The organism is Lutibacter sp. A64 (assembly GCF_022429565.1).
Lineage (GTDB): Bacteria > Bacteroidota > Bacteroidia > Flavobacteriales > Flavobacteriaceae > Lutibacter.
Genome location: NZ_CP092487.1, coordinates 1,486,314 through 1,509,572 on the forward strand (window position 1 = coordinate 1,486,314; position 23,259 = coordinate 1,509,572).

Sequence of the window (23,259 nt, forward strand, 5' to 3'; positions counted from 1 at the left end):
TCATAAAAATTCTAAAACAACTCCTCTTTTTAAGAAAGTTTTTTAATTACATTTTAAAACTTCTTTTAAGTTTTTTTTAAATAAATAGTTTATATTTGAATTACTAACCCAATTAATTTAAAACTTTATTATTTATGAAAAAATTAGTAGCAGAATTTATTGGTACAGCTTGGTTAGTGCTGGGCGGTTGTGGTAGTGCAGTTTTTGCAGCTGCATTTCCAGATTTAGGAATTGGGTTTACAGGCGTAGCCTTAGCATTTGGTTTAACAGTAGTAACTATGGCTTATGCCATTGGACATATTTCTGGTTGCCATTTAAATCCAGCGGTTTCTATCGGCTTATGGGCTGGAGGTCGTTTCGACAAAAAAGACTTATTACCTTATATTGCCGCACAAGTATTAGGTGGTATTGCAGGTGCTGGTATTATTTACTTAATCTTATCTGGAAAACCAGGTTTTGAAATTGGTGGATTTGCCGCAAACGGATATGGAGAGCATTCTCCTGGTGGTTATAGTTTACAAGCCGCTCTTATTACAGAAATAGTTATGACTTTTATGTTTTTAATAATTATTTTAGGCGCAACACACTCTAAAGCTCCAAAATATTTAGCTGGATTGGCAATTGGTTTAGGACTAACACTTATTCACTTAATTAGTATACCTATTACAAATACTTCTGTAAACCCAGCAAGAAGTACAAGTCAAGCAATTTTTGTTGGCGACTGGGCTTTAAGTCAACTATGGTTATTCTGGCTAGCACCAATTGCAGGTGCAATTCTAGCAGGGTTAATTTATAAATTTATCTCTCCAGAGACAAAAGAGTAAACTACTAACACCTTATATATTTAAAAGCTATGCTTAAATATTGATAAATTAATCAATAACAGCATAGCTTTTTTATTTAAAAAACATAAAACACACATTATCAGTGCAATATATTCATTTAAATTATAAAAAAAACTTCAAAACAAACAAATTATATTCAAAATTAACCCAACAGAACAATATCCGACAAAAAAACTCTAAAGACCACTAACTTAAACATAAATGGGGTAATATAGCACATATTATAAATGATTTAAATACTTATTTTTGCGATAAAATTTCTAAAAATTAAAGAATTATGGTTAATGAATATAGCAAATGGCATCACTCATACAAGCCAGCTAAAAAATATGATAAAAAAGTAGCATATTTTAGTATGGAGTTTGGTATTCACCAAGCTTTAAAAATATACTCTGGTGGTCTAGGTTTTTTAGCAGGTTCACATATGCGTTCTGCATTTGAACTTAAACAAAACATGATAGGTATTGGAATGCTGTGGAAATACGGTTATTACGATCAAGGAAGAAACGAAGACAGAACATTAAGAACAGATTATATAGAAAAAACATATAACTTTTTAGAAGATACTGGAATTGAAGTTGAAGTACCTCTTCACGATAATCCAGGAGTAAAAGTTAGAGCTTACATCTTAAAACCAGAAATTTTTGGTTGTGTACCAATGTATCTTTTAAGTACAGATATTGAAGGAAATGATCACCTATCTAAAACCATTACAAATCACCTATACGATTCTAACGAACTAACTAGAGTTTCTCAAAGTATTATTTTAGGTATTGGTGGAGCAAAAGTAGTTGAAGCATTAGGAGGTGCAGATATGTACCACTTAAACGAAGGACACGCACTACCTGCTTTCTATTATTTAAGAGATAGAGGTGTTAAAAAAGAACAATTTGCTTTTACAACTCACACTCCTGAAAAAGCAGGAAATGAAGAACGTGATGCAAGACACTTAAATAGATGTGGATTTTTTGGGAGAACACTTTCTGAAGAAGAATTAAGAACTGAAATGGTAAATGATGGTATGATTAATTATACTGTTTCTGCCCTAAGAATGGCTAATAAATCTAACGCAGTATCTAAACTACACGCTGTTGTTTCTAATGATATGTGGAAAGGTTATAAAGGAATTAGCAAAATTATTCCAATAACTAATGCCCAAAATCAAAAATTTTGGCAAGACGAAGAAATAAAGAATGCTTTTCAAAAGAAAAGTGCTAAAAAATTTAAGGCTCGTAAAACAACACTTAAAAATGAATTATTTGATATTGTTTTAAATCAAACTCAAAAAAGATTTGACCCAAATGTACTAACAATTGTTTGGGCTAGACGTTTTGCTGGCTACAAAAGAGCTGACATCTTTTTATATGATCTTAAACGTTTTGAAAAATTACTTTCTAACGATAAATATCCTGTACAAATAATTTGGGCTGGTAAACCTTATCCAAAAGATTACTACGCAATTGATATCTTCAATCATTTAGTAAACTTTTCAAAAAACAGAAAAAATTTAGCCGTTTTAACAGGTTATGAAATTGATCTTTCTAAAGAACTTAAATGTGGTTCAGATATTTGGTTAAACACTCCAAGAATTACACGCGAAGCTTCTGGAACAAGTGGTATGACTGCTGCTTTTAACGGTTCTGTAAATGTTTCAATTAACGATGGTTGGATTCCTGAATTTGAAAAAAATGGCAAAAACTGCTTTGTATTACCTGAATTAGATTATAAAAAACCTGTTTGGGAACAAGACGAAGAAGATTGTGCTAACCTTTTTGATATACTTGAAAACAAAGTACTACCTACATATTATGACGAGCCAAAAAAATGGCAAGAAATTGTATTTAATAGTATTGGAGATGTAATTCCTGAATTTACAAGTAACAGAATGGCTAAAGAATACTACGAAAAACTATATAGTTAATTGTAGTTAAGCTTTTAAAACTTTTTAAGAGACTGTCTAAAAATTTAATTTTTTAGACAGTCTCTTTTGTGTTTTAAATAAAATACCTCGTATTTTTACTTAAAATACACAATACTAAATAGTAGATACCTAATACTTAATACCTGATATAAGTTTCTAACTTTTTTTCCCATTTACCTTTTGTAAACTAAAATAGAGTTAGTACTTTTGCCCAAACCTAAGAACAATGAAAAACACCAAATATGTTTTTGTAACAGGAGGCGTAACTTCTTCACTTGGAAAAGGAATTATTGCAGCTTCTTTAGCAAAATTATTACAATCAAGAGGCTATTCTGTTACCATTCAAAAACTTGACCCATACATTAATATAGATCCTGGTACATTAAACCCATACGAACATGGCGAATGCTATGTAACTGACGATGGAGCTGAAACAGATTTAGATTTAGGACACTACGAGCGTTTTTTAAACATTCCTACTTCTCAATCTAACAATGTTACTACAGGTAGAATTTACCAATCTGTAATAAATAAAGAACGAAAAGGTGAGTTTTTAGGTAAAACTGTACAAGTAATTCCACATATTACAGACGAAATTAAACACAGAATCCAAATTTTAGGAAATACTGGAGATTATGATATAGTAATTACCGAAATTGGAGGTACTGTTGGCGATATTGAATCTTTACCTTATGTAGAATCTGTACGTCAATTATTATGGGAATTAGGCCACGAAAACGCCATTGTTATTCATTTAACACTTGTTCCTTATTTAGCTGCTGCAGGTGAATTAAAAACAAAACCAACACAGCATTCTGTTAAAATGTTAATGCAAAGTGGTGTTAGTCCTGATATTTTAGTTTGTAGAACTGAACATGATATTTCAGAATCTATAAAAAGTAAATTAGCATTGTTCTGCAACGTAAAAAAAGAAGATGTTATTCAATCTATAGATGCAGAAACTATTTACGACGTTCCAAACTTAATGTTAGAAGAAGGTTTAGACAAAGTAGTACTTAAAAAACTACATTTACCAGACGATAAACAATCTGATTTAAATATATGGAATGCCTTTTTAAAGAAATTTAAAAATCCAAAGCATACTGTTGAAATTGGACTTATTGGTAAATATGTTGAATTACACGACGCTTACAAATCTATTACTGAAGCATTTATTCATGCAGGTGCTCAAAACGAAATCCAGGTAAATATTAACTGGATTCACTCTGAGGACTTAACCATTGAAAACGTTCCAAATTTATTGAAAAATTTAAACGGAATTTTAGTTGCTCCTGGTTTTGGTGAACGAGGTATTGAAGGTAAAGTTGATGCCGTTCGTTATGCTAGAGAAAACAAAATACCTTTCTTAGGAATTTGCTTAGGTATGCAAATGGCAGTTATTGAATTTTCAAGAAATGTTTTAGGTATAAAAGATGCCAACTCTGTTGAAATGGATAGTGAAACTCCAAATCCTGTAATTGATATTATGGAAGAACAAAAAAGCATAACAGATTATGGTGGAACTATGCGTTTAGGAGCTTGGGATTGTACATTAAAAGAAGGTACAAAAATAAAAAACATCTATAAAAAAGAATTAATTAGCGAACGTCACCGCCATAGATACGAGTTTAACGATTCTTATTTAAAGCAAATTGAAGCTGCTGGAATGGTTGCCACTGGTACAAATCCAAAAACAAATTTGGTTGAAGTTATTGAAATTCCTTCACATCCTTGGTTTATTGGAGTACAATACCATCCAGAGTATAAAAGTACCGTATTAAATCCACACCCTTTATTTATAGATTTTATAAAAGCGGCTTTGGAACATTCTTTGAACTAATATAGAATAATTAACAAAAACCAATTATTAACGTTACTTTTAGTACTTTTGTCGGGCTTTTTGATTTTTTTTAAAAAGCTAATGACAAATTGACATTTAATTATAGATATGGAAGAAAAAAAATTCGATTTTAATTCACTTATAGGTTTTGTGCTTCTTGGAGCAATTATGTTATGGTGGATGTGGAGTAACCAGCCAACTCCAGAAGAAATAGCTGCAGAAGAAAAAGCAGCCATAGAAAAAGTTGAAGCTACAGAGGCAGCTACAAATACTGCTAATTTTAATACTACTAACAAAAATGTACTACAAGGCACAGATTCTTTAGCAATAGCAAGAGCAAAAAGTGAATTAGGAAGTTTTGGATATTCTACAGCCATTTCAGACGGTGAAACCATTCTAGAAAACAATGTTCTTAAATTAACAATTTCAAATAAAGGTGGACAAATTAAAGAAGCATTACTTAAAAATTATGTTACTTACGATTCGCTACCTCTATACATTATAAAAGATCAAAACGCTTCATTTAATATTAATTTTGGAACTTCAGAAAACAGAACATTAAATACAAAAGATTTAATGTTTGAACCAACCTTAACAAAAAATGGTTCTAATGAAGTACTCTCAATGAAATTAAAAGTTTCAGACTCTAAATATTTAGAATATAGATATGAAATTAAACCAGATGAATATATGGTTGATTTCAATATTAAATCTCAAGGTTTAAGCACTTCTTTAAATTCAGCACAACAAATTACTTTAGATTGGAGTTTAGATGGGTTTAGTAACGAAAAAAGTATTCGTTACGAAAATCAACAAACGCAAATGTATTATGAAAAAGAAAATGAAGATATAGATTACCTATCTATAAGTGGTGAAGATGATGCTGAAGAATCTGACGTAAACTGGGTGGGCTTTAAACAACATTTTTTTTCAGCAATATTAATAACTGACAAAGCATTTGACAATGCAAAATTAACTACTGCTACATTAACCAAAGATGAAGAAATTGATACCGTTTTTACAAAAGCATTTGCTTTAAAAACGCCTTTAAAATTAGAAGCTGGAGAATTTAATTACAATATGGATTGGTATATTGGACCAAACGATTACCAAATTCTAAAAAAATACGATAGAAATATTAAAGAAATTGTAAATTTAGGTTGGGGAATTTTTGGTTATATAAACCGTTTAATTTTTGTACCTGTATTTAATTTCTTACAAGGTTTTATTGGTAACTATGGTATTATTATAATATTACTAACCATTGTTGTTAGAATTATTATGTCGCCATTAGTTTATAAATCATACCTATCTAGTGCAAAAATGAAGGTTTTAAAACCTGAAATGGAAGAAATTAACAAGCGTTTACCTGGTAAAGAAAACGCCATGAAACGTCAACAAGAAACAATGGCTGTACAAAGCAAAGCCGGTGTTAGTCCGCTGTCGGGTTGTATTCCTGCCTTATTACAAATGCCTGTATTCTTTGCATTGTTTAGATTTTTCCCATCTAATATAGATTTACGTCAGAAAGGATTTTTATGGGCAGACGATTTATCATCTTACGATTCTGTGTTTGAACTTCCATTTCATATACCAATGTATGGATCGCACATTAGTTTATTTCCAATATTAGCATCTGTAGCAATTTTCTTTTATATGAGAATGAGTCAAAGTCAACAAATGAATATGCAGCAACCTGCACAAGAAGGTATGCCTGATATGCAAAAAATGATGAAAATGATGATGTACCTATCTCCTATTATGATGTTAATTTTCTTTAATATGTATGCTAGTAGTTTAAGTTTATACTATTTTGTTTCTAACTTATTAACCATAACAATTATGTTAGTTATTAAGAATTATATTATAGATGAAGAAAAAATTCATGCTAAAATTGAAGAAAATAAAAAGAAACCTAAAAAAGAAGGTAAGTTTAGAAAACGTTTAAATGAAGCGATGAAACAAGCGCAAGAACAGCAAGCAAACCAAAAAAAGAAACGATAAATTATCTTTTTTTTAAAATCTAAGTCCTTTTGTTTTATCAGAGGGACTTTTTTTTTACTTTTGTTAAAACCCCAATAAATGTTTATGCTTACTTCAAAGAGTTCTTATAAAATTTTACCAGACCACAATCTTATTGTTGAGTATCATGAAAAAAAAATAGATATTCATTCTTATAGTACCTTTAAACTTAAAATAATTGAAGACCCATTATATTCTAAACATTTAAATTATATTATAAATTTTAAAAATGTTGATTTTAAAATTTCACCTAATGAAATTGAGGAATATGTAGTTGATTTAAAGAAATTATCCTCAATTTTAGTTAAAAAGAAATTAGCTTTTATAACAAGAACCCCAAACCAAATTGTTCCTGCCACTTTGTATAAAATGAAACAAAATGAGTTAAATCAAGCTGTTGAAATTTTCTCAACTTATGAAAGTGCTATAAATTGGTTAAAAATAGATCTAACTCCAAATGAGCTTGATGAAGTATATAAAGAATTAAAATGTTTTAATCATTAACCGCTACTTATATTAGAACAAAAAAACTAGTAAAATAGCAAACTAAATGGTAAATCGTGCCATTTGTTAAGTTCTACGTCCTTTTGTTTTAGCAAGGGGACTTTTTTTTTACTTTTGTCCACAATCCCAATATAAACTTATGACTACTTTAAAAAGTACTTATAGAATTATTAGCGACCTTAACCTTATTCTAGAATGCCATGGAGGTAGTTTAGATGTAAATTCTTATATTAAATTTAAGCAGAAACTATTTAACGATGTAAATTTTAAAACTGGTCTAAATCATTTTATTCATTTTAGAAATACAATCTTTATAAATCCTGAAGAAGATTTAATAAAATTCGTTGATTTTATTAAAAATAATACCTCTAAATTGGGGGAAAGAAAAGTAGCTTTTGTTACAAGTACACCTAGCCATGTAGTTACCACTACAATTTACAACTCATTACTATCAGATGTTAAACAACAAGTTTCTGTTTTTTCTACAAATAACGCAGCTTTTAATTGGCTAATAGTACATCCTTTAAACATAAACGAATTAAATACAATAGTTAATACTATGGAAAAAGAAGTTACCGAATAATTCTTTTTTTTATTTTATAAGATCTTTGCATTTTATTAAAAGCTTTTTACTTGAAGGATTAGCTAAAATTTATCATATTTGCTAACTCTTTTAAAAAAACTTATGAAAGCTACATTTAACTATCTTTTAATTTTTGCAGCAACTTTATTTATTTTTTCTTGTTCTAAAGAAAATGAAACCGTTGTTACAACACCTGAAAATACTTTAAAAAAACTAACCATATTTCATATAAACGACCAACACGGACAATTAAATAATTTTGCTAAAATAAAAGACATTGTAACCAAAGCTAAAAAAGAAACAAATGTTTTATTAGTATGCAGTGGTGACATTTTTTCTGGAAATCCTGTTGTAGATAATCATCCTGAAAAAGGGTTTCCAATGATTGATTTAATGAACAAAACTGGTTTTGATATTTCTGTAATTGGTAACCACGAATTTGACTATGGAGAATCTATTTTAAAAGATAGATTCAACCAATCTCAATTTGAATGGATTTGTGCTAATGTTACTATGGATAATAGTGAAATTCCACAGCCTAATGCTTATAAAACCATTTTAATTGATGATTTAAACGTTACTTTTTTAGGCTTAGTAGAAACCAACGGAAAAGAAGATGACATTATACCTTCTACACATCCTTGGCGAGTTAAAAATTTAACTTTTGAAAAATATCAAAATGTAATTTCTAACTATGCTCAGCTTAAAGAAAGCGAAAATGCCGATGTTTTTATTGCACTTACACATTTAGGAAAGTCTTCAGATTATAATATTGCAAACAATTATCCGTATTTTGATTTAATAATTGGAGGGCATTCACATTCTAAATTAAATACAGAAATAAATAATATTCCTATATACCAAGCTGGATCTAATTTAAATTATCTCGGTAAAATAGAATTAGAAATTGAACATAAAAAAATAGTAAAATCATCCTACACTTTAATAGATTTAAATAACTACCAAGAGTTTGACAGTGCTATAAAAGATTTAATTGACACCTACAATATAAACGCTAACTTAAACGATGTTATTGGCTATTCTGAAGCTTATCATAATAAATCTAGTGTAGGTAGTTTTTACTCAGATGCGTTAAGAATGCAAATGGATGTTGATATTACTTTTCAAAATACTGGAGGTATTAGAGCTACTTTAAACGAAGGTGATATTATAAAAAGTGAAATATACAGTATAGATCCTTTTAGCAATCGTAGCGTTACTTATACAATGACTGTTGCTGAAATAAAAAACTTTTTAAAAGGTAGTAAGGCTTCAATATATTATTCAGGCGCTTATATTGAACAGGAAAATAACAATATTGTTATTAAAAATAAAAATCATCAAGTTTTAGATGATACAGAAATACTAACAGTTGGTTTAAACGACTATATTCCTGCCGTTTACGACACTTATTTTACCAAAACACCTACATTTTTACCAAATACAACCGCAGAAATTTTAATAAATTATTTAGAAAGCACTAGTACTCCAGTAAATTATACGCAGGTTGATAGTTACTTTAGATATCAATAAAACTATCTTAAAAAAATATCACTCTAAATCCTACTTACTTCAAGCATATTTAAAGTGATATTTTTCTAAACTTTTTTTAGTTTTTCTTATTTAAAAAAGCTAAAATATTTTGTTCAATTCTTTCAGAGATATTACTTACATCCGATTTTACAAAGGTTTCTCCTATAATATTTTCATATAACTCAATATATCTTTCTGATATTTCTTGAATTTTCTCATCACTCATATCAGGCACTTTTTGTCCTTCTAAACCTTGAAAATCATTTGCTATTAACCATTGACGTACAAATTCTTTAGACAATTGTTTTTGAGCCTCTCCTCTACTTTGTCTTTCTTCATAACCTTCAGCATAAAAATAACGTGAAGAGTCTGGTGTATGAATTTCATCAATCAATAAAATTTTACCATCTTTTGTTTTTCCAAATTCATATTTTGTGTCTACTAAAATTAAACCTCTTTCGGCAGCAATTTCAGTTCCTCGTTTAAATAAAGTACGTGTATATTTTTCCAATACTTCGTAATCTTCTTTTGAAACTATTCCTTTAGAAATTATTGCTTCTTTTGAAATATCTTCATCGTGATCACCATCTTCTGCTTTGGTTGCAGGCGTAATTATTGGTTCAGGAAATTTATCATTTTCTTTCATTCCTTCAGGCATTGGAACACCACAAAGCAATCTTTTACCTGCTTTATATTCTCTAGCCGCGTGCCCAGACATATAACCACGAATTACCATTTCCACTTTAAAAGGTTCACACAAATGACCAATAGCTACATTTGGATCTGGAATTGCAACAATCCAATTTGGTACAATATCTTTAGTTGCGTCCATCATTTTTGAAGCAATCTGATTTAATATTTGCCCTTTATATGGAATTTGTTTTGGCATTACAACATCAAATGCAGAAAGTCTATCTGACGCAATCATCACTAAAATTTCATCATTAATATTATAAACTTCTCTAACTTTTCCTTTATAAAAAGATTTTTGTTTAGGAAAATTATATGCTGTGTTATTAATTGTATTGCTCATTTTATTATTGTTTAACTATTGATTTAATTATTTAATTGTAAAAACTTACCTTATTCCACAAAATTATAGATGTATCTTTTGGTATCAATTTCTCTCAAATATGTTTTTCCACATACAACTGATAACTGATAACTGATAACTGATAACCAAAAAATTACTCCCTCCCGACTTCCAAACTTTTATACGCAGAGATTATTTGTTTTACCAATCTATGTCTTATTACATCTTTTTCATCTAAATGCACAAACGCAATTCCTTTTACATTTTTAAGTGTTAACATAGCCTCTTTTAAACCAGAAACTTGCCTTCTAGGCAAATCAATTTGACCAGGGTCTCCATTCACCACAAATTTAGCATTTTTCCCCATTCTGGTTAAAAACATTTTCATTTGGTTATGCGTTGTGTTTTGTGCTTCATCTAATATTACAAAGGCATTGTCTAAAGTTCTACCACGCATAAACGCCAATGGTGCAATTTGAATGACACCTTTTTCTATATAAGAGTCCAATCTTTCAAAAGGAATCATATCTCTTAAAGCATCGTATAAAGGTTGCATATAAGGATCTAATTTTTCTTTTAAATCCCCAGGCAAAAACCCTAAATTCTCACCAGATTCTACTGCAGGACGTGTTAAAATAATACGTTTTACTTCCTTTTCTTTCAATGCTTTTACGGCTAAAGCAACTGCGGTATATGTTTTACCTGTACCTGCCGGACCAATAGCAAAAAGCATATCATTTACATCCATAAACTCAACCATTTTACGCTGATTGTCTGTTTGTGCTTTTATTAATTTTCCACCAACTCCGTGCACCAAAACACCTTCAGAAAACTTAGAACTTTTATGCTCTTTTCCATTTGAAGTTAATATACGCTCAATACTATTTTCGTCTAATTTATTATAGCGATTAAAGTATTTTATAAGCATTTCTACCCGTTTTTCAAACTCATCTAAAATAATTGATTCTCCATAAGCTTTTAAGCTAGTACCACGAGCAACTATTTTAAGTTTTGGATAATACTTTCGTAAAATATCTACGTTTGAGTTCTGAGCACCAAACAAATCGCTTGGATTTATCTCTGTTAATTCAATAATACGTTCGTTCAAATGTATAAAGTGTTAAGTTTAATTCAATAAAAATGTACATAAAATAACCGAATAAATGATTAGATTTGCATAACAAATTTAAATATATCAAATAACAATAATTAAGCTTTTAAAATAAGTTTTAAACATTTTATTAAGGATATATAATTGCTATTCATTAAAAAAAATCGCACATAAATTTTATGTCTATAATTACTTTAACTACTGATTTTGGGACAAAAGACCATTTTGTTGGTTCTGTAAAAGGTACTATTTATAGCGAATTACCAGATGCAAAAATTGTTGATATATCACATCATATTTCGCCTTTTAACATTACCGAAACGGCATATATTTTAAAAAATGCTTACAAAGCTTTTCCTGATGGAAGCATACATATAATTGGTGTAGATTCTGAATTGAACGAAGAAAATAAACATATTGCTCTTAAATTAGACAACCATTACTTTATTTGTGCAGATAATGGCTTAATTTCTCTTTTAACTGCTGAAATTAAACCCGAAAAAATAGTTGAAATTAACATTCACAACCGAATAGAAACTAGTTTTCCTGTACTCGATATTTTTGTTAAAGTTGCCTGCCATATTTCTAGAGGTGGAACACTTGATGTTGTAGGTAAAGAAATTTCAGAAGTTAAAACATTTAAAGAATTGCAACCTTTAATTTCTGATGATAAGACTTCTATTTCTGGAAACATAATTTATATAGATAATTACGGAAATTCTATAAGTAATATTTCAAAAAAATTATTTAATGAAGTTGGCAGAGGACGCAATTTTGAAATTATAGCAAATAAGTATGTTTTTAAAAAAATTCATTCTAAATACAGTGAATTTGTCGATTTTTCTGTTCCAAAAGAAATGCGTCAAAAAGAAGGTAACAGGTTGGCTTTGTTTAATTCTTCAAATTATTTAGAAATTGCCATTTACCGAAGTAATTTAAATACTGTTGGCGGTGCAGTTTCTTTATTAGGCTTAAATTACAGAGATAAATTAACTATTAATTTTATTTAAATTATGTTTGTACGCATTGTAAAAATGGGTTTTGAAGCTTCTAAAGTTGAAATATTTCTTCAAAACTTTAATAATAACAAAGAAAAAATACGAAATTCTAACGGTTGTCGTTTATTAGAGTTGTACAGAGATAAAAAAGAACCAACATTGTTTTTTACATACAGCTACTGGGAAACCGAACAAGATTTAGAAAATTATAAAAATTCGGAACTCTTTAAAAACGTTTGGGCAAAAACCAAAATATTATTTAATAAAAAACCAGAAGCTTGGAGTGTAGATACTGTTGTAAAGTTGTAAAGTTGTAAAGTTGTAAAGTTGTAAAGTTGTAAAGTTGTAAAGTAAAAATATAATTCTAAATTCATAATTAAATTAATGTTCCCAATTTTAAAAAAAGAACTTATTTCGTTTTTTTCTTCTCCAATTGCTTACTTAGTAATTGCGGTTTATTTAGTTGTAAACGGATTATTCCTTTGGGTTTTTGAAGGCGATTATAACATTTTACACGCTGGTTTTTCAGATTTAAGCAGTTACTTTTTTTTAGCTCCTTGGATTTTTATTTTTTTAATTCCAGCAATAACAATGCGTAGCTTTACTGATGAATTTAATACAGGAACCATAGAAATTTTAAGAACAAAACCAATAACCGATTGGCAATTAATTATAGGTAAATATTTTGGAGCCTTAATTTTGGTTGTACTAGCAATTGCTCCTACTTTAATATATGTATTTAGCGTTTACAAATTAGGAAACCCTGTTGGAAACATTACTTTTGGAACCACAATTGGTTCTTTTTTAGGCTTGTTATTTTTGGTAAGTGCTTATACAGCTATCGGCATTTATGCCTCTACCCTTTCTAACAATCAAATTGTTTCTTTTATAATTGCCGTTTTTAGTTCTTTCTTTTTATTTTATGGTTTTGAAGCCCTAGCAAGCTACCAGCTTTTTGGAAATTCTGATTATATAATTGAAAAAATTGGAATGAATAGTCATTATACAAGCATTGGAAAAGGTGTTTTAGACACACAAGATTTACTGTATTTTATATCGGTTACTGCCTTTTTTTTATATTTAACTAAACTTAGAATACACAATGAAGCATAAGTATTCTAAAATAGCAGTTATTCTTATAGGAATTATTCTTATAAACTATATAGGGTCTAATATTTATAAAAGATTCGACCTTACAGAAGACAAACGCTATACTTTATCTGAAACCACAACTTCTATTGTATCAAATATTGATGAAATTGTAGGAATTAAAGTGTATTTAGAAGGTGATTTTCCTGCAGAATTTAAACGTCTTCAAATTGAAACAAAACTCCATTTAGAAGAATTAAAAAATTTAAATAAAAATATTCAATTTAGATTTATAAATCCAATTGATATTACGCAAGAATTAATTGAGAAAGGATTAGAACCAAGCAGATTACAAGTTGAAGAAAACGGCGTACTATCTGAAATTGTTTTATTCCCTTTTGCTGAAGTAAATTATAAAAACAAAACAGAATACGTTTCATTATTAAAAGATATTTTTACTAATTCTCAAGACCAACAATTAGAAAGCTCTATACAAAATTTAGAATATGAGTTTGCAAATGCTTTACACAAAGTAAGTTCAAAAAAATCTAAAAAAATAGCTGTTTTACGCAGTAATGGAACTCTGGAAGACATTTATTTATTCGACTTTTTAAAAAAAATTAGAGAATATTACTTCTTAGCACCTTTTACCCTGGATTCTGTTGCAAAACAACCTCAAAAAACAGCAAAACAACTTTCTGATTACGACCTTGCCATAATTGCAAAACCTACCGAAAAATTTACTGAAGAAGAAAAATATACGCTAGACCAATTTATAATGCAAGGTGGCAAAACACTTTGGTTAATAGACAATGTACAAGCAGAATTAGATAGCTTAATGCATACCGGAGAAACTTTAGCATACCCAAGAGATTTAGGTTTAACCGACTTTTTGTTTAATTATGGCGTTAGAATTAACCCAAATTTAGTAAGCGATTTATACAGTTCTCAAATTGCATTGGCAACCGGTAATATCGGAAATAAAACACAGTTTAATAATTTTCAATGGAATTATTATCCTCTAGCTAATTCTTTAAACAACCACCCTATAAATAACAATATTGCACCTGTAAATTTTAAATTTGCCAATAGTATAGACACTTTAAAAAATGGTATTTCAAAAACTATTTTATTGCAAAGTTCACCGCTTTCAAAAGTAATTGGTACCCCAAGTATTATTTCATTAAAAAGTATCAATCAAAAACCGGATCCTGCAAATTTTGCTAACGGCAATAAACCCTTAGCCGTTTTACTTGAAGGCACTTTTAAATCTGCCTACAACAATCGAGTAAAACCCTTTAAATTAGACAATTCTAAAGAAATTGGAGTAGCTAGTAAAATGATTGTAATTTCAGATGGAGATGTAATCGCTAACGACGTTTTAAATAGACAACCACTTGAGTTGGGCATAAACAAATTTACAAATATTCGCTATGGAAATAAAGACTTTTTATTAAATGCCGTTAACTATTTATTAGATGATACTGGCTTAATAAACCTCCGTTCTAAAACCGTAAAAATTGCTTTTTTAAACAAACAAAAGGCATATGAAGAAGCTACAAAATGGCAACTGATTAATATAATTTTCCCTCTGTTAATTTTAGGAGCTTTCGGATTGATTTTCAACTATTTCAGAAAGAAAAAATACCGCTAATTCCCTTTCACAATAGCTCTTAAAAATTTGTTAAATTTAAACCTCTATTGCCTGAGGCTGTTTAGATAAGTTATATTTGTTACATAACTTAAATAAACTATTATGCTAAAAAATTTATCACTCTTGCTATTATTTGTTGGTTTTACGGCAACATCTAATGCACAAATTAAAACACCACAACCCAGTCCTGCTGCAAAATTAGAACAAGTTGTTGGTTTAACCGATGTATCTATTGAGTATTCTAGACCTGCAATGCGCGGAAGAACTATTTTTGGAAACTTAGTACCTTATGGGAAGATTTGGAGAACTGGTGCCAATGCCAATACAAAAATAACGTTTGGACACGATGTTGTTATTGATGGAAAAGAATTAAAAAAAGGAACATACGCTATTTACACCATTCCAAATAAAACAACTTGGGAAGTAATTTTTTACACAGATGCCAACAACTCTGGAACACCTAAAGAATGGGACGAAAATAAGGTTGCGGTAAAAACTACTGTTAAAGCTTACGAAATGCCTATGGCTATAGAATCTTTTACAATTACAATTGATGATTTAAAAGTAGATTCTGCAGTAATTGGTATGCTTTGGGAAAACGTATATGTTGGTGTACCTTTTGAAGTACCAACAGAACAAATTGCAACTAAAAATATTGAATCTGTAATGGCTGGACCATCTAATAACGATTATTACCAAGCAGCTTCGTATTACCACACAGAAGGTAAAGACCTAAAACAAGCCTTAGCTTGGATGCAAAAAGCAACTGCAGATGGTAATGCTCCGTTTTGGTATTTAAGAAGAATGAGCTTAATACAAGCTGATTTAGGAGATAAAGCAGGAGCAATAGCAACAGCTAAAAAATCGTTAGAAGCTGCAAAAAAAGCAAACAATGCAGACTATATTAAAATGAATGAAGAATCTATAAATAAATGGCAAAAATAATGATGACAAAATTTAAATTAACACTGGTATTACTTTTAATTGCAACAGTAACATTTGCACAAAAAAGTCCAAGAAAACAAGCAACAGGAAACATTGGTAAAACTGCCGTAACAGTAGATTATGGAGCACCTAGCGTAAAAGGAAGAACTATTTGGGGTGAACTTGTACCTTATGCTAAAGTTTGGAGAAGTGGCGCAAACGAAAACACAACTATTTCTTTTGATAAAAACGTTACAATAGCTGAAACTACTGTCCCAGCTGGAAAATATGGATTCTTTATGATTCCTTCTGAAAGCGGTGCTTGGGAAGTAATTTTAAGCAAAAAGAACGATGCTTGGGGATCTAATGGTTATTCTAAAGAAAACGACCAATTACGTTTAAAAGTAACTCCAAAAACTGTAGCTGAAAACACAGAATTATTAACTTTTACAGTTACTAAAACAGGTGTAGAATTTGCTTGGGAAAAAGTAAAAATTACAATTCCTATTAAATAAAATTTCTCGTTTTTATAACTTAAAGACCGTTTAGAAAGTAAATTTTTTCTAAACGGTCTTTTTTTATATCTATATTTTTAATTAAATTTGAGTAAAACTCTAAAATTGCTTTTAATTCTACTTTTTTAACTGAACAAAATAAACCTCTTTTATTTTAAAATATAACTACGTTTATTGGGGTTTTATAAGTTGTTTGGAGTGATTTTAATTTTGAAGTAAGAGTTGGGCACAAGCTGAAACCGTTAACACAAACAGCACATTTGTTTTTTTGCCGCAACAAAAGCCAACACAGAAAAAACCAAAAGAGCTGTTTTTAGCCAACGCTCGAAAAAAATGAGGTAAACCGTAAAATGAATAAGTAAAATAACTGTATTTTAGAATCTTATTAGAAAAACTGATTTGCAAAAAAATGACAATTGACGAAATCTATAAAAAAGAAGAAATAAGTGTTAGGTCTTACCACGTTTGCAAATACAACGAATTAAACTCTATCTCTGATTTAAAGAAATATTACTACAAAAATAAATCCTTCGAAAAACTTCGAAATTGTGGTAGGAAATCAAATGAAGAACTAATTGAGATATGTAATAAATATCCAGATGACAATTTTGAAAATAAAGAGATAGAAGTCAAAAAAGAAAATCCTCTAAAAAGCATAATTACAAACTTAACTAGAGTTCAAAGAGAGGTAATAAATAGCTTTATTTTCGTAAATACTAATAGCTTATCCGTAAGGAGTAAGAATGCAATCTCTTTACATTTAAAAAACAATCTAAAGGTTAAAAACTTTACAGAAAAAGTTTTACTCTCTAAAAGTTTCAATGTTCAAAATATAAAAAACGTAGGTGCTAAATGTGTTCCTGAAATAGAAATTTATATTTCAATTATTAAAGATTTCATATTTGAAGTAAACCAAACAAGAGATGAAAAGTATTTAATTGCATTAAAAAATAAATTTTTAATACAACGTACTTTTGATATTCCATTGGTTCCAAGTGAAATATTAGAATCAGAATCTATTTTTCAACTTACAAAATTTCTCTTAAATCAAAATGCATTTTTTGACGAAACTCAAACGGTTATAGTTAAACTAGCTTTGAAATTATTCAATAATCAAAAAGAACTTACGCTTGACGAAATAGCTGAACAGGTTGACCTTTCAAGAGAAAGAGTAAGACAGATAAGAAAACTTTGTCTTGAAGCTTTATTTGATAAGCTACTTTTTATTTCTAATTTTAATGACGATTTATTTCAAAAATATAGCATAGATGTTGAATCAATTTATATTGAAATAAACACAGATATTTTAAATAAAATCAACCAATCAAATAACACTAATTTTTCTAGAGAATTTATCACTTTCATACTTTCTGCATATCTAAAAGATAGTTTTTCTGTAGTTGGGAATTATGAAGATGTTTTACAACCAAAATATTTTAATTCACGTAACAGACACAATTGGAATAACTTCTATTTAGTAGAAAAAGAATTATCCTCGGAATTTGATTTCACTTCTTTTAGTAATGATATTTCAAACAGGTTAAGCGATAGAATTGAAGAATCGTATTTCTTTAATTTCAAAAGCTATTTATCAAAGTTTCTATCAAACAACAATATTGATATTTTAGACTTATTATTACCAATCTGTGAGAAAATAATTAATGAAGAATTTGAAATATATCTTGATTTAGATGAAAGCATAAATTTCAAAAGAAACACTACTCGACAAGCACACGAATATGCTTTTGAAGCACTTGACCATTTAGGAAAACCTTCAAAGGTTAAAGAGATTTTTGAAAAGGTTGTAGAACTGCATCCCAACTATGACACTGAAGAAGCAAAAATCAGAGTTTCAATGAAACGGAAAAATGGTTTTGTGCCAATTGGTAGAAAAAGTGTATTTGGTTTGAAAAAATGGGAAAGTGAATTGGACAATTTCAAAGGAGGTACAATACGAGATATTGTTGAAGAATATTTAATGCAATTTTCTGTACCGAAACATATTTCACACATAACAGAACACGTTTTAAAATATCGTCCAAAATCAAATCAATATAGCATTCTTCAAAATTTAAAACTTGATGAATCTGGATTGTACATATTTTTTAAAGGTTCGCATATAGGATTAACAACAAAAAAATACGAATCTGACTTTAAGAGAATATCGGAAGTCCAGAAAACCGATAAGAAAACTTGGGAAGAAAGGTTTGAAATGCTTCAAAATTTTGTCTCAATAGAAAAAAGGCTACCATTTTCAAATGGTGTGCCTGAAAAAGAAATAAAACTTTATCGTTGGCTTAATGTTCAAAAAAGTAAGCAAAACAAGGGTAAACTAACTGAAAATAAAGAGGATAAGCTAAACAGCTTATTAGCGAAATATCCAAGTATTAATGGTAGACGAAGATTGAACTCAAATGAGAAGTATCAAGAATTAATCTCATTTGTTACGAATAATCATAGATTGCCTTCAGCTAATAAAAATGGTGAGGAAAATTTATATCAATTCTTTTACAAACAGAGAAAGCTATTTGATAAAAACGAACTTGACAGCAAAGAACAAAATAAATTTATTGAAGTTGCTAAACTTCTTCAAAATATAAAATATGAAAATTAAAGAAACTAAACTATTGCAAAATCAAAGACTCAAAGAGATTTGCAATGATAAGGAAGTTAATTATGAATCTATTGAAACATTATTAGATTCAGTTAAAACAAAGAAGTTGCTGAAAAGAAATAATTACCATCAGCAAAAAATTAATGATGTTATTGAAAAAGCAATAAAATGAAATTCTCAAATATAAAAATTAACAATTTCAGACAATATTACAATGCTGTAAATATTGATTTAACAACTGATACCGACCAAAATATTGTTGTGATAGGTGGTAGAAATGGTTATGGTAAAACAAATTTCCTATTATCAATAGTTTGGTGTCTTTATGGTGAAAAAATTTCACAAATTGATGATAACTTTAAAAAGGAAATCCAAAAAGAAAAAAACTATTCATCTTTTATGCAACAGTCTATAAATTGGACAGCAAAAAGAGAAAATAAAGATACATTTTCGGTTAGTATTAAAGTTTCAGAAATAGAATTACCCGAATTGAGTAAATTAAATTCAAACTCTGCTAGTGTTATTATAACTAGAACATTTAATGTTACTAGTATGAATGAAACACTTTCTATTTCAGATACTAATTCGAATATGGAAATATTTGATGATGAAGCTGATAAAATTAATTTCATCAATGATTATATAATTCCAATAGATGCTGCAAAATTTGTGTTTTTTGATGCAGAAAAAATCTCTGAAATAGCAAACTTATCTATTAAGGAAGAAGGTAGTTTTATAAATGATGCATTAGGAAAAATATTAGGTCTTGATACATACGACACTCTAATTGAAGATATAGAGTTTTACATTAATACCTTGAAAAAAGAAGGAGCAACCAAAAATTTACAAGAACAAATAGTTGATAAAGAAAAAGCAATTGAACTCTCTGAAATAGATATTGAAAAGCTTGAAGAAGAAAATGCTGAAAAACTAAAAGAGATTGATGATTTAAAGAAAACCATAAGACAATACGATAATCTTATATCGCAACACAGTAAACAAGGCAATTCAACATTTGATAGAGATTCAATTTTATCAGAAATAAATAAGTTAAAAGCAAAGGAATTTGAACTATCTGAAAGATTTAATGAATTAAGCGAGATAATTCCGTTAGCTATTTTAACTGGTAAACTTGAAGAAGTAAGTGAACATCTTGAAATTCAAGAGAAAAACACATTGTCTCAAAATTCCTCAAAAGAAAATTCAGAAAAAATTGAGAATTTTATAGAGCTACTTTTTAATAAACCACCAGAACCTAAAAATTCTACAATGTCATTCAAGGACAAGCTTTTTTATTACGATAAGGCCAAAAATTTAGGTTCAGAATTGTTTGCCTCTAATGGAAATTATCAAGAATTAGAATTTGAGCACGATTTAAGTAATGCAGAAAAAAATCTAATTACTGATGCAATAAATCTTGTTAATTCTCAATCAAAAGATCTATTTGAAACTACTATTGAAGAATTCAATGAAGTACAAATTAAACTATCCGAACTTAATAAGACTTTAAGCAAAGTTGATGCTGATTTGGAGGATGAATTGATTTTAGAATATTCATCGAAAAAGGAAACAGCTGAATATAATATTACAGAAAATAATAGAAAAATTGGTGAAAACAATCAGCAAATATCAAAGTTAAGAAGTGACATTGTTCGTTTAAATCAACAACTTTTAACTTTAGTAAAAAAGGTAGATATCAATGCCCAAAACAAAATTAAAATAAAAGAAAGTCAGAAATATATTGACGTCTTAAATACATTCCTCGAAGAACAGAAAAACAAACATAAAGACAGTCTTGAAAATACTATTTTAAGCGAGCTAAAAATATTAATGCACAAACTTGGAAGTGAAGAAAATAACAGCAAGTTTATTGAAGATGTAAAAGTTACCATTTTGGCATCTGGTCAAGGAATGAAGATTACTCTTTTAGACCAAGATGATAATGAAATAAGAAAAGAGAGTTTATCTTCCGGTGAAAAACAAATTTATATTTCGTGCTTAATAAAAGCGATTTTGAACGAATCTATACAGAGTTTACCAATATTTATCGATACGCCACTTGGAAGACTTGATGAAGAACATAGAGATAATATTACCCGAAAATACTATCCTGCTCTTTCAGAGCAAGTTGTATTATTTTCAACAAATAGCGAGATCACACCTAAACGTTACAAAGATATTTCTGAAAACATTTCGAAATCCTATTTATTATTTAATGATGGAGCAAACACAAGTTTAAAAAACGGTTACTTTAATACTACAAACAATGATTAGATTTAAAATAGATTCGGAAAGCACAGAATTATTAGATAGAATAACAAGTATCTATAATTTTAAAAGAGACACGATTACAGGCAGAATCGCTTTGTCATTAAGTATTGAAAAAGGTCGTCTTTTTCACGAAAATGAAAACAATTTACCTCAAAATGGTAGAGAATATACACCAACAAGTAACATATTTGGTCGTTTAGTAAATGACATTGACAATTTTACTCTTTATAAAACCATTTTCGATCAACATTATAATAAAGAGTTAACGGAAAGTGAATTTATTAAACTTTATAAACTTCATTTAAAAGATGGTCTTGAAATTTGGAATAACAAATTAAATGATAGCGATATTACCAAAGGAGAACATATTTCACTTTTATTGAAACCCATCAAAAAAGGATTAACATTAAGATCAAAAACTGTAAAAACTAGTTCTAGTTCAAAGAAATTTAATGTAACAGAATTTGAAGATCTTTTAACATTCGAATTAGGAAAAACAGAAGAAGGTGAAAATATTGAAATTAGAATTAATGATTTAAGAGAGTTTGATAATAGAAATATCGCAATTGCTGGAATGGCAGGTTCTGGAAAAACGCAATTAATGAAAGATATTTTATATCAAATTTCTAAAAACACTAATAATGAACTGAAGTTTATCTTCTTTGATTACAAAGGAGAAGGAAACCCAGAACAATTAAAGCCTTTTCTAGATGCTACAAAATGTGAATTTGTTGATATTGTAAATGATGGTGGTATTGAATTCAATCCATTTTTATCAATAAGTTTAAACGAAAGACAAAGACCTTTCAGTATTAAAGCATTTGTTGACACAATAGCAACTTTTGTTCCTAGTGTTGGTGTTGCTCAAAAAAATATTCTAACAAATGTAATAACTGATTTATTCGATAGTAAGAATGGTTCATATCCAACAATAAATGAATTATTTAAAAATTTAGAAGAGTATTACGAAGAAAATAACAGAAGACCCGATACGTTATTTGCAGGTATCCAAGATTTGACAACTAATATTTTTAATTGCAATCCTAACAATACGGATATTTTAGATAAAAGTTTATATCTCAATCTTCCACCAGCTTTATCAGACACTTTGAGGCAGTTAGTTGTGTTTTTACTTTTGAGATATTTCAATTCTTATTTTAGTTCTACAAATGATTGCGAACCAAAAGACCATATTTTTCCATTACGTTATGTAATTGTAATTGATGAAGCTCATATATACTTAAAAAATAAAAATGCTAGAAAAGCACTTGAGGAACTTTTGAGATTACTAAGGTCAAAAGGCGTTATAATCGCTATGCTTTCACAAGGAGTTGAAGACTACAAAACAAAAGACTTTGATTTTGCTTCACAAGTAAAACTTCCTATTTGTTTGAATGTTCAAAATAAGGACTATAAAGCCATTAGTAACTTTGTTGGAACACCAAGCAGTAAATATAAATTGGAAACTGAAATCAAAAAACTTGAATCAGGAAAAGGACTTATAAATATTGGTGAACCGAAAATGATTGAATTAAGGCAATGGTGGAAAACGAAAAAAGATGAATATATATAGGCCAACGCATAAAGCCATATACATTTGCAATTCGAACAAAAGGATAAACATCGAAAAAACCAAGTTGAACGTAAAAAACATTTTAACTTACAACCAAGCATTCTACTTGTCAATAAACTAAAGCTAAAATCAATTCAGAGTAACTACTGTATCTATGGGAATTTCAATACAAATTGAGCAATTATTTAAAAAAGTAATGAAGTATTTTTTACTTTTACACTCTAAAACA

The 23,259-nt window shown here is 28.9% G+C and carries 18 protein-coding genes and 1 pseudogene; 17 read left to right on the plus strand and 2 right to left on the minus strand.

What is annotated here, in order from left to right; all coding sequences use genetic code 11:
- Positions 1-131: 131 nt before the first annotated feature.
- The 7 genes and pseudogenes from aqpZ to MKD41_RS06315 all read left to right on the plus strand — a co-directional run.
- Positions 132-824: pseudogene (gene aqpZ / locus MKD41_RS06285) on the plus strand (aquaporin Z); the annotation flags it as partial.
- Between the two features lie 298 nt (positions 825-1,122).
- Positions 1,123-2,766 (plus strand): alpha-glucan family phosphorylase, encoded by a 1,644-nt coding sequence (gene glgP, locus MKD41_RS06290; RefSeq protein WP_240244590.1) that lies wholly within the window; start codon positions 1,123-1,125, stop codon positions 2,764-2,766.
- A 226-nt stretch (positions 2,767-2,992) separates the two neighbouring features.
- On the plus strand, positions 2,993-4,606 hold the full coding sequence (locus MKD41_RS06295; protein WP_240244591.1) for a CTP synthase: 1,614 nt from the start codon (positions 2,993-2,995) through the stop codon (positions 4,604-4,606).
- 108 nt (positions 4,607-4,714) lie between these two features.
- A complete protein-coding gene (yidC, locus tag MKD41_RS06300; RefSeq protein ID WP_240244592.1) occupies positions 4,715-6,610 on the plus strand; it encodes a membrane protein insertase YidC in 1,896 nt (631 codons plus the stop codon).
- 84 nt (positions 6,611-6,694) lie between these two features.
- The gene (locus tag MKD41_RS06305) at positions 6,695-7,132 is read left to right on the plus strand and encodes a hypothetical protein (RefSeq protein ID WP_240244593.1); all 438 of its coding nucleotides are present in this window, start codon (positions 6,695-6,697) and stop codon (positions 7,130-7,132) included.
- Positions 7,133-7,271: 139 nt separating this feature from the next.
- Positions 7,272-7,715, plus strand: a complete 444-nt coding sequence (locus tag MKD41_RS06310) for a hypothetical protein (RefSeq protein WP_240244594.1) — start codon at positions 7,272-7,274, stop codon at positions 7,713-7,715.
- A gap of 102 nt (positions 7,716-7,817) precedes the next feature.
- The gene (locus MKD41_RS06315) at positions 7,818-9,248 is read left to right on the plus strand and encodes a bifunctional metallophosphatase/5'-nucleotidase (RefSeq protein ID WP_240244595.1); all 1,431 of its coding nucleotides are present in this window, start codon (positions 7,818-7,820) and stop codon (positions 9,246-9,248) included.
- 76 nt (positions 9,249-9,324) lie between these two features.
- Here MKD41_RS06315 and MKD41_RS06320 read toward each other — a convergent pair whose 3' ends face one another.
- Entirely contained in the window at positions 9,325-10,281 is a 957-nt protein-coding gene (locus MKD41_RS06320; protein WP_240244596.1) for a phosphoribosylaminoimidazolesuccinocarboxamide synthase, read from the minus strand.
- Between the two features lie 154 nt (positions 10,282-10,435).
- Positions 10,436-11,389 (minus strand): PhoH family protein, encoded by a 954-nt coding sequence (locus tag MKD41_RS06325; protein ID WP_240244597.1) that lies wholly within the window; start codon positions 11,387-11,389, stop codon positions 10,436-10,438.
- A 182-nt stretch (positions 11,390-11,571) separates the two neighbouring features.
- On the opposite strand from MKD41_RS06325, the gene MKD41_RS06330 reads away from it, so the two are divergent.
- From MKD41_RS06330 to MKD41_RS06375, 10 genes are all read left to right on the plus strand, one after another.
- Positions 11,572-12,402 (plus strand): SAM hydrolase/SAM-dependent halogenase family protein, encoded by an 831-nt coding sequence (locus MKD41_RS06330; RefSeq protein WP_240244598.1) that lies wholly within the window; start codon positions 11,572-11,574, stop codon positions 12,400-12,402.
- A gap of 3 nt (positions 12,403-12,405) precedes the next feature.
- A complete protein-coding gene (locus MKD41_RS06335; protein WP_240244599.1) occupies positions 12,406-12,699 on the plus strand; it encodes a putative quinol monooxygenase in 294 nt (97 codons plus the stop codon).
- A 75-nt stretch (positions 12,700-12,774) separates the two neighbouring features.
- Positions 12,775-13,503: a gliding motility-associated ABC transporter permease subunit GldF gene (gene gldF / locus MKD41_RS06340; RefSeq protein ID WP_240244600.1), complete on the plus strand. Its 729-nt coding sequence runs from the start codon at positions 12,775-12,777 to the stop codon at positions 13,501-13,503.
- The gene (gene gldG / locus MKD41_RS06345) at positions 13,493-15,133 is read left to right on the plus strand and encodes a gliding motility-associated ABC transporter substrate-binding protein GldG (protein ID WP_240244601.1); all 1,641 of its coding nucleotides are present in this window, start codon (positions 13,493-13,495) and stop codon (positions 15,131-15,133) included. The genes gldF and gldG overlap by 11 nt, the downstream gene beginning before the upstream one ends.
- A 102-nt stretch (positions 15,134-15,235) precedes the next feature.
- Positions 15,236-16,078: a DUF2911 domain-containing protein gene (locus MKD41_RS06350; RefSeq protein ID WP_240244602.1), complete on the plus strand. Its 843-nt coding sequence runs from the start codon at positions 15,236-15,238 to the stop codon at positions 16,076-16,078.
- Complete coding sequence (locus tag MKD41_RS06355; RefSeq protein ID WP_240244603.1) at positions 16,066-16,572, plus strand: DUF2911 domain-containing protein; 507 nt, start codon at positions 16,066-16,068, stop codon at positions 16,570-16,572. Before MKD41_RS06350 ends, MKD41_RS06355 begins: the two co-directional genes overlap by 13 nt.
- 409 nt (positions 16,573-16,981) lie before the next feature.
- Positions 16,982-19,186 carry a helicase associated domain-containing protein gene (locus MKD41_RS06360; RefSeq protein ID WP_240244604.1) on the plus strand — a complete coding sequence of 735 codons (2,205 nt, stop codon included), beginning with the start codon at positions 16,982-16,984 and terminating at the stop codon, positions 19,184-19,186.
- A complete protein-coding gene (locus MKD41_RS06365) occupies positions 19,176-19,358 on the plus strand; it encodes a DNA modification system-associated small protein (protein WP_240244605.1) in 183 nt (60 codons plus the stop codon). Before MKD41_RS06360 ends, MKD41_RS06365 begins: the two co-directional genes overlap by 11 nt.
- Positions 19,355-21,460 carry a DNA sulfur modification protein DndD gene (gene dndD / locus MKD41_RS06370; protein WP_240244606.1) on the plus strand — a complete coding sequence of 702 codons (2,106 nt, stop codon included), beginning with the start codon at positions 19,355-19,357 and terminating at the stop codon, positions 21,458-21,460. The genes MKD41_RS06365 and dndD overlap by 4 nt, the downstream gene beginning before the upstream one ends.
- Complete coding sequence (locus tag MKD41_RS06375; protein ID WP_240244607.1) at positions 21,453-23,030, plus strand: DndE family protein; 1,578 nt, start codon at positions 21,453-21,455, stop codon at positions 23,028-23,030. Before dndD ends, MKD41_RS06375 begins: the two co-directional genes overlap by 8 nt.
- The last annotated feature ends 229 nt before the right edge of the window (positions 23,031-23,259 follow it).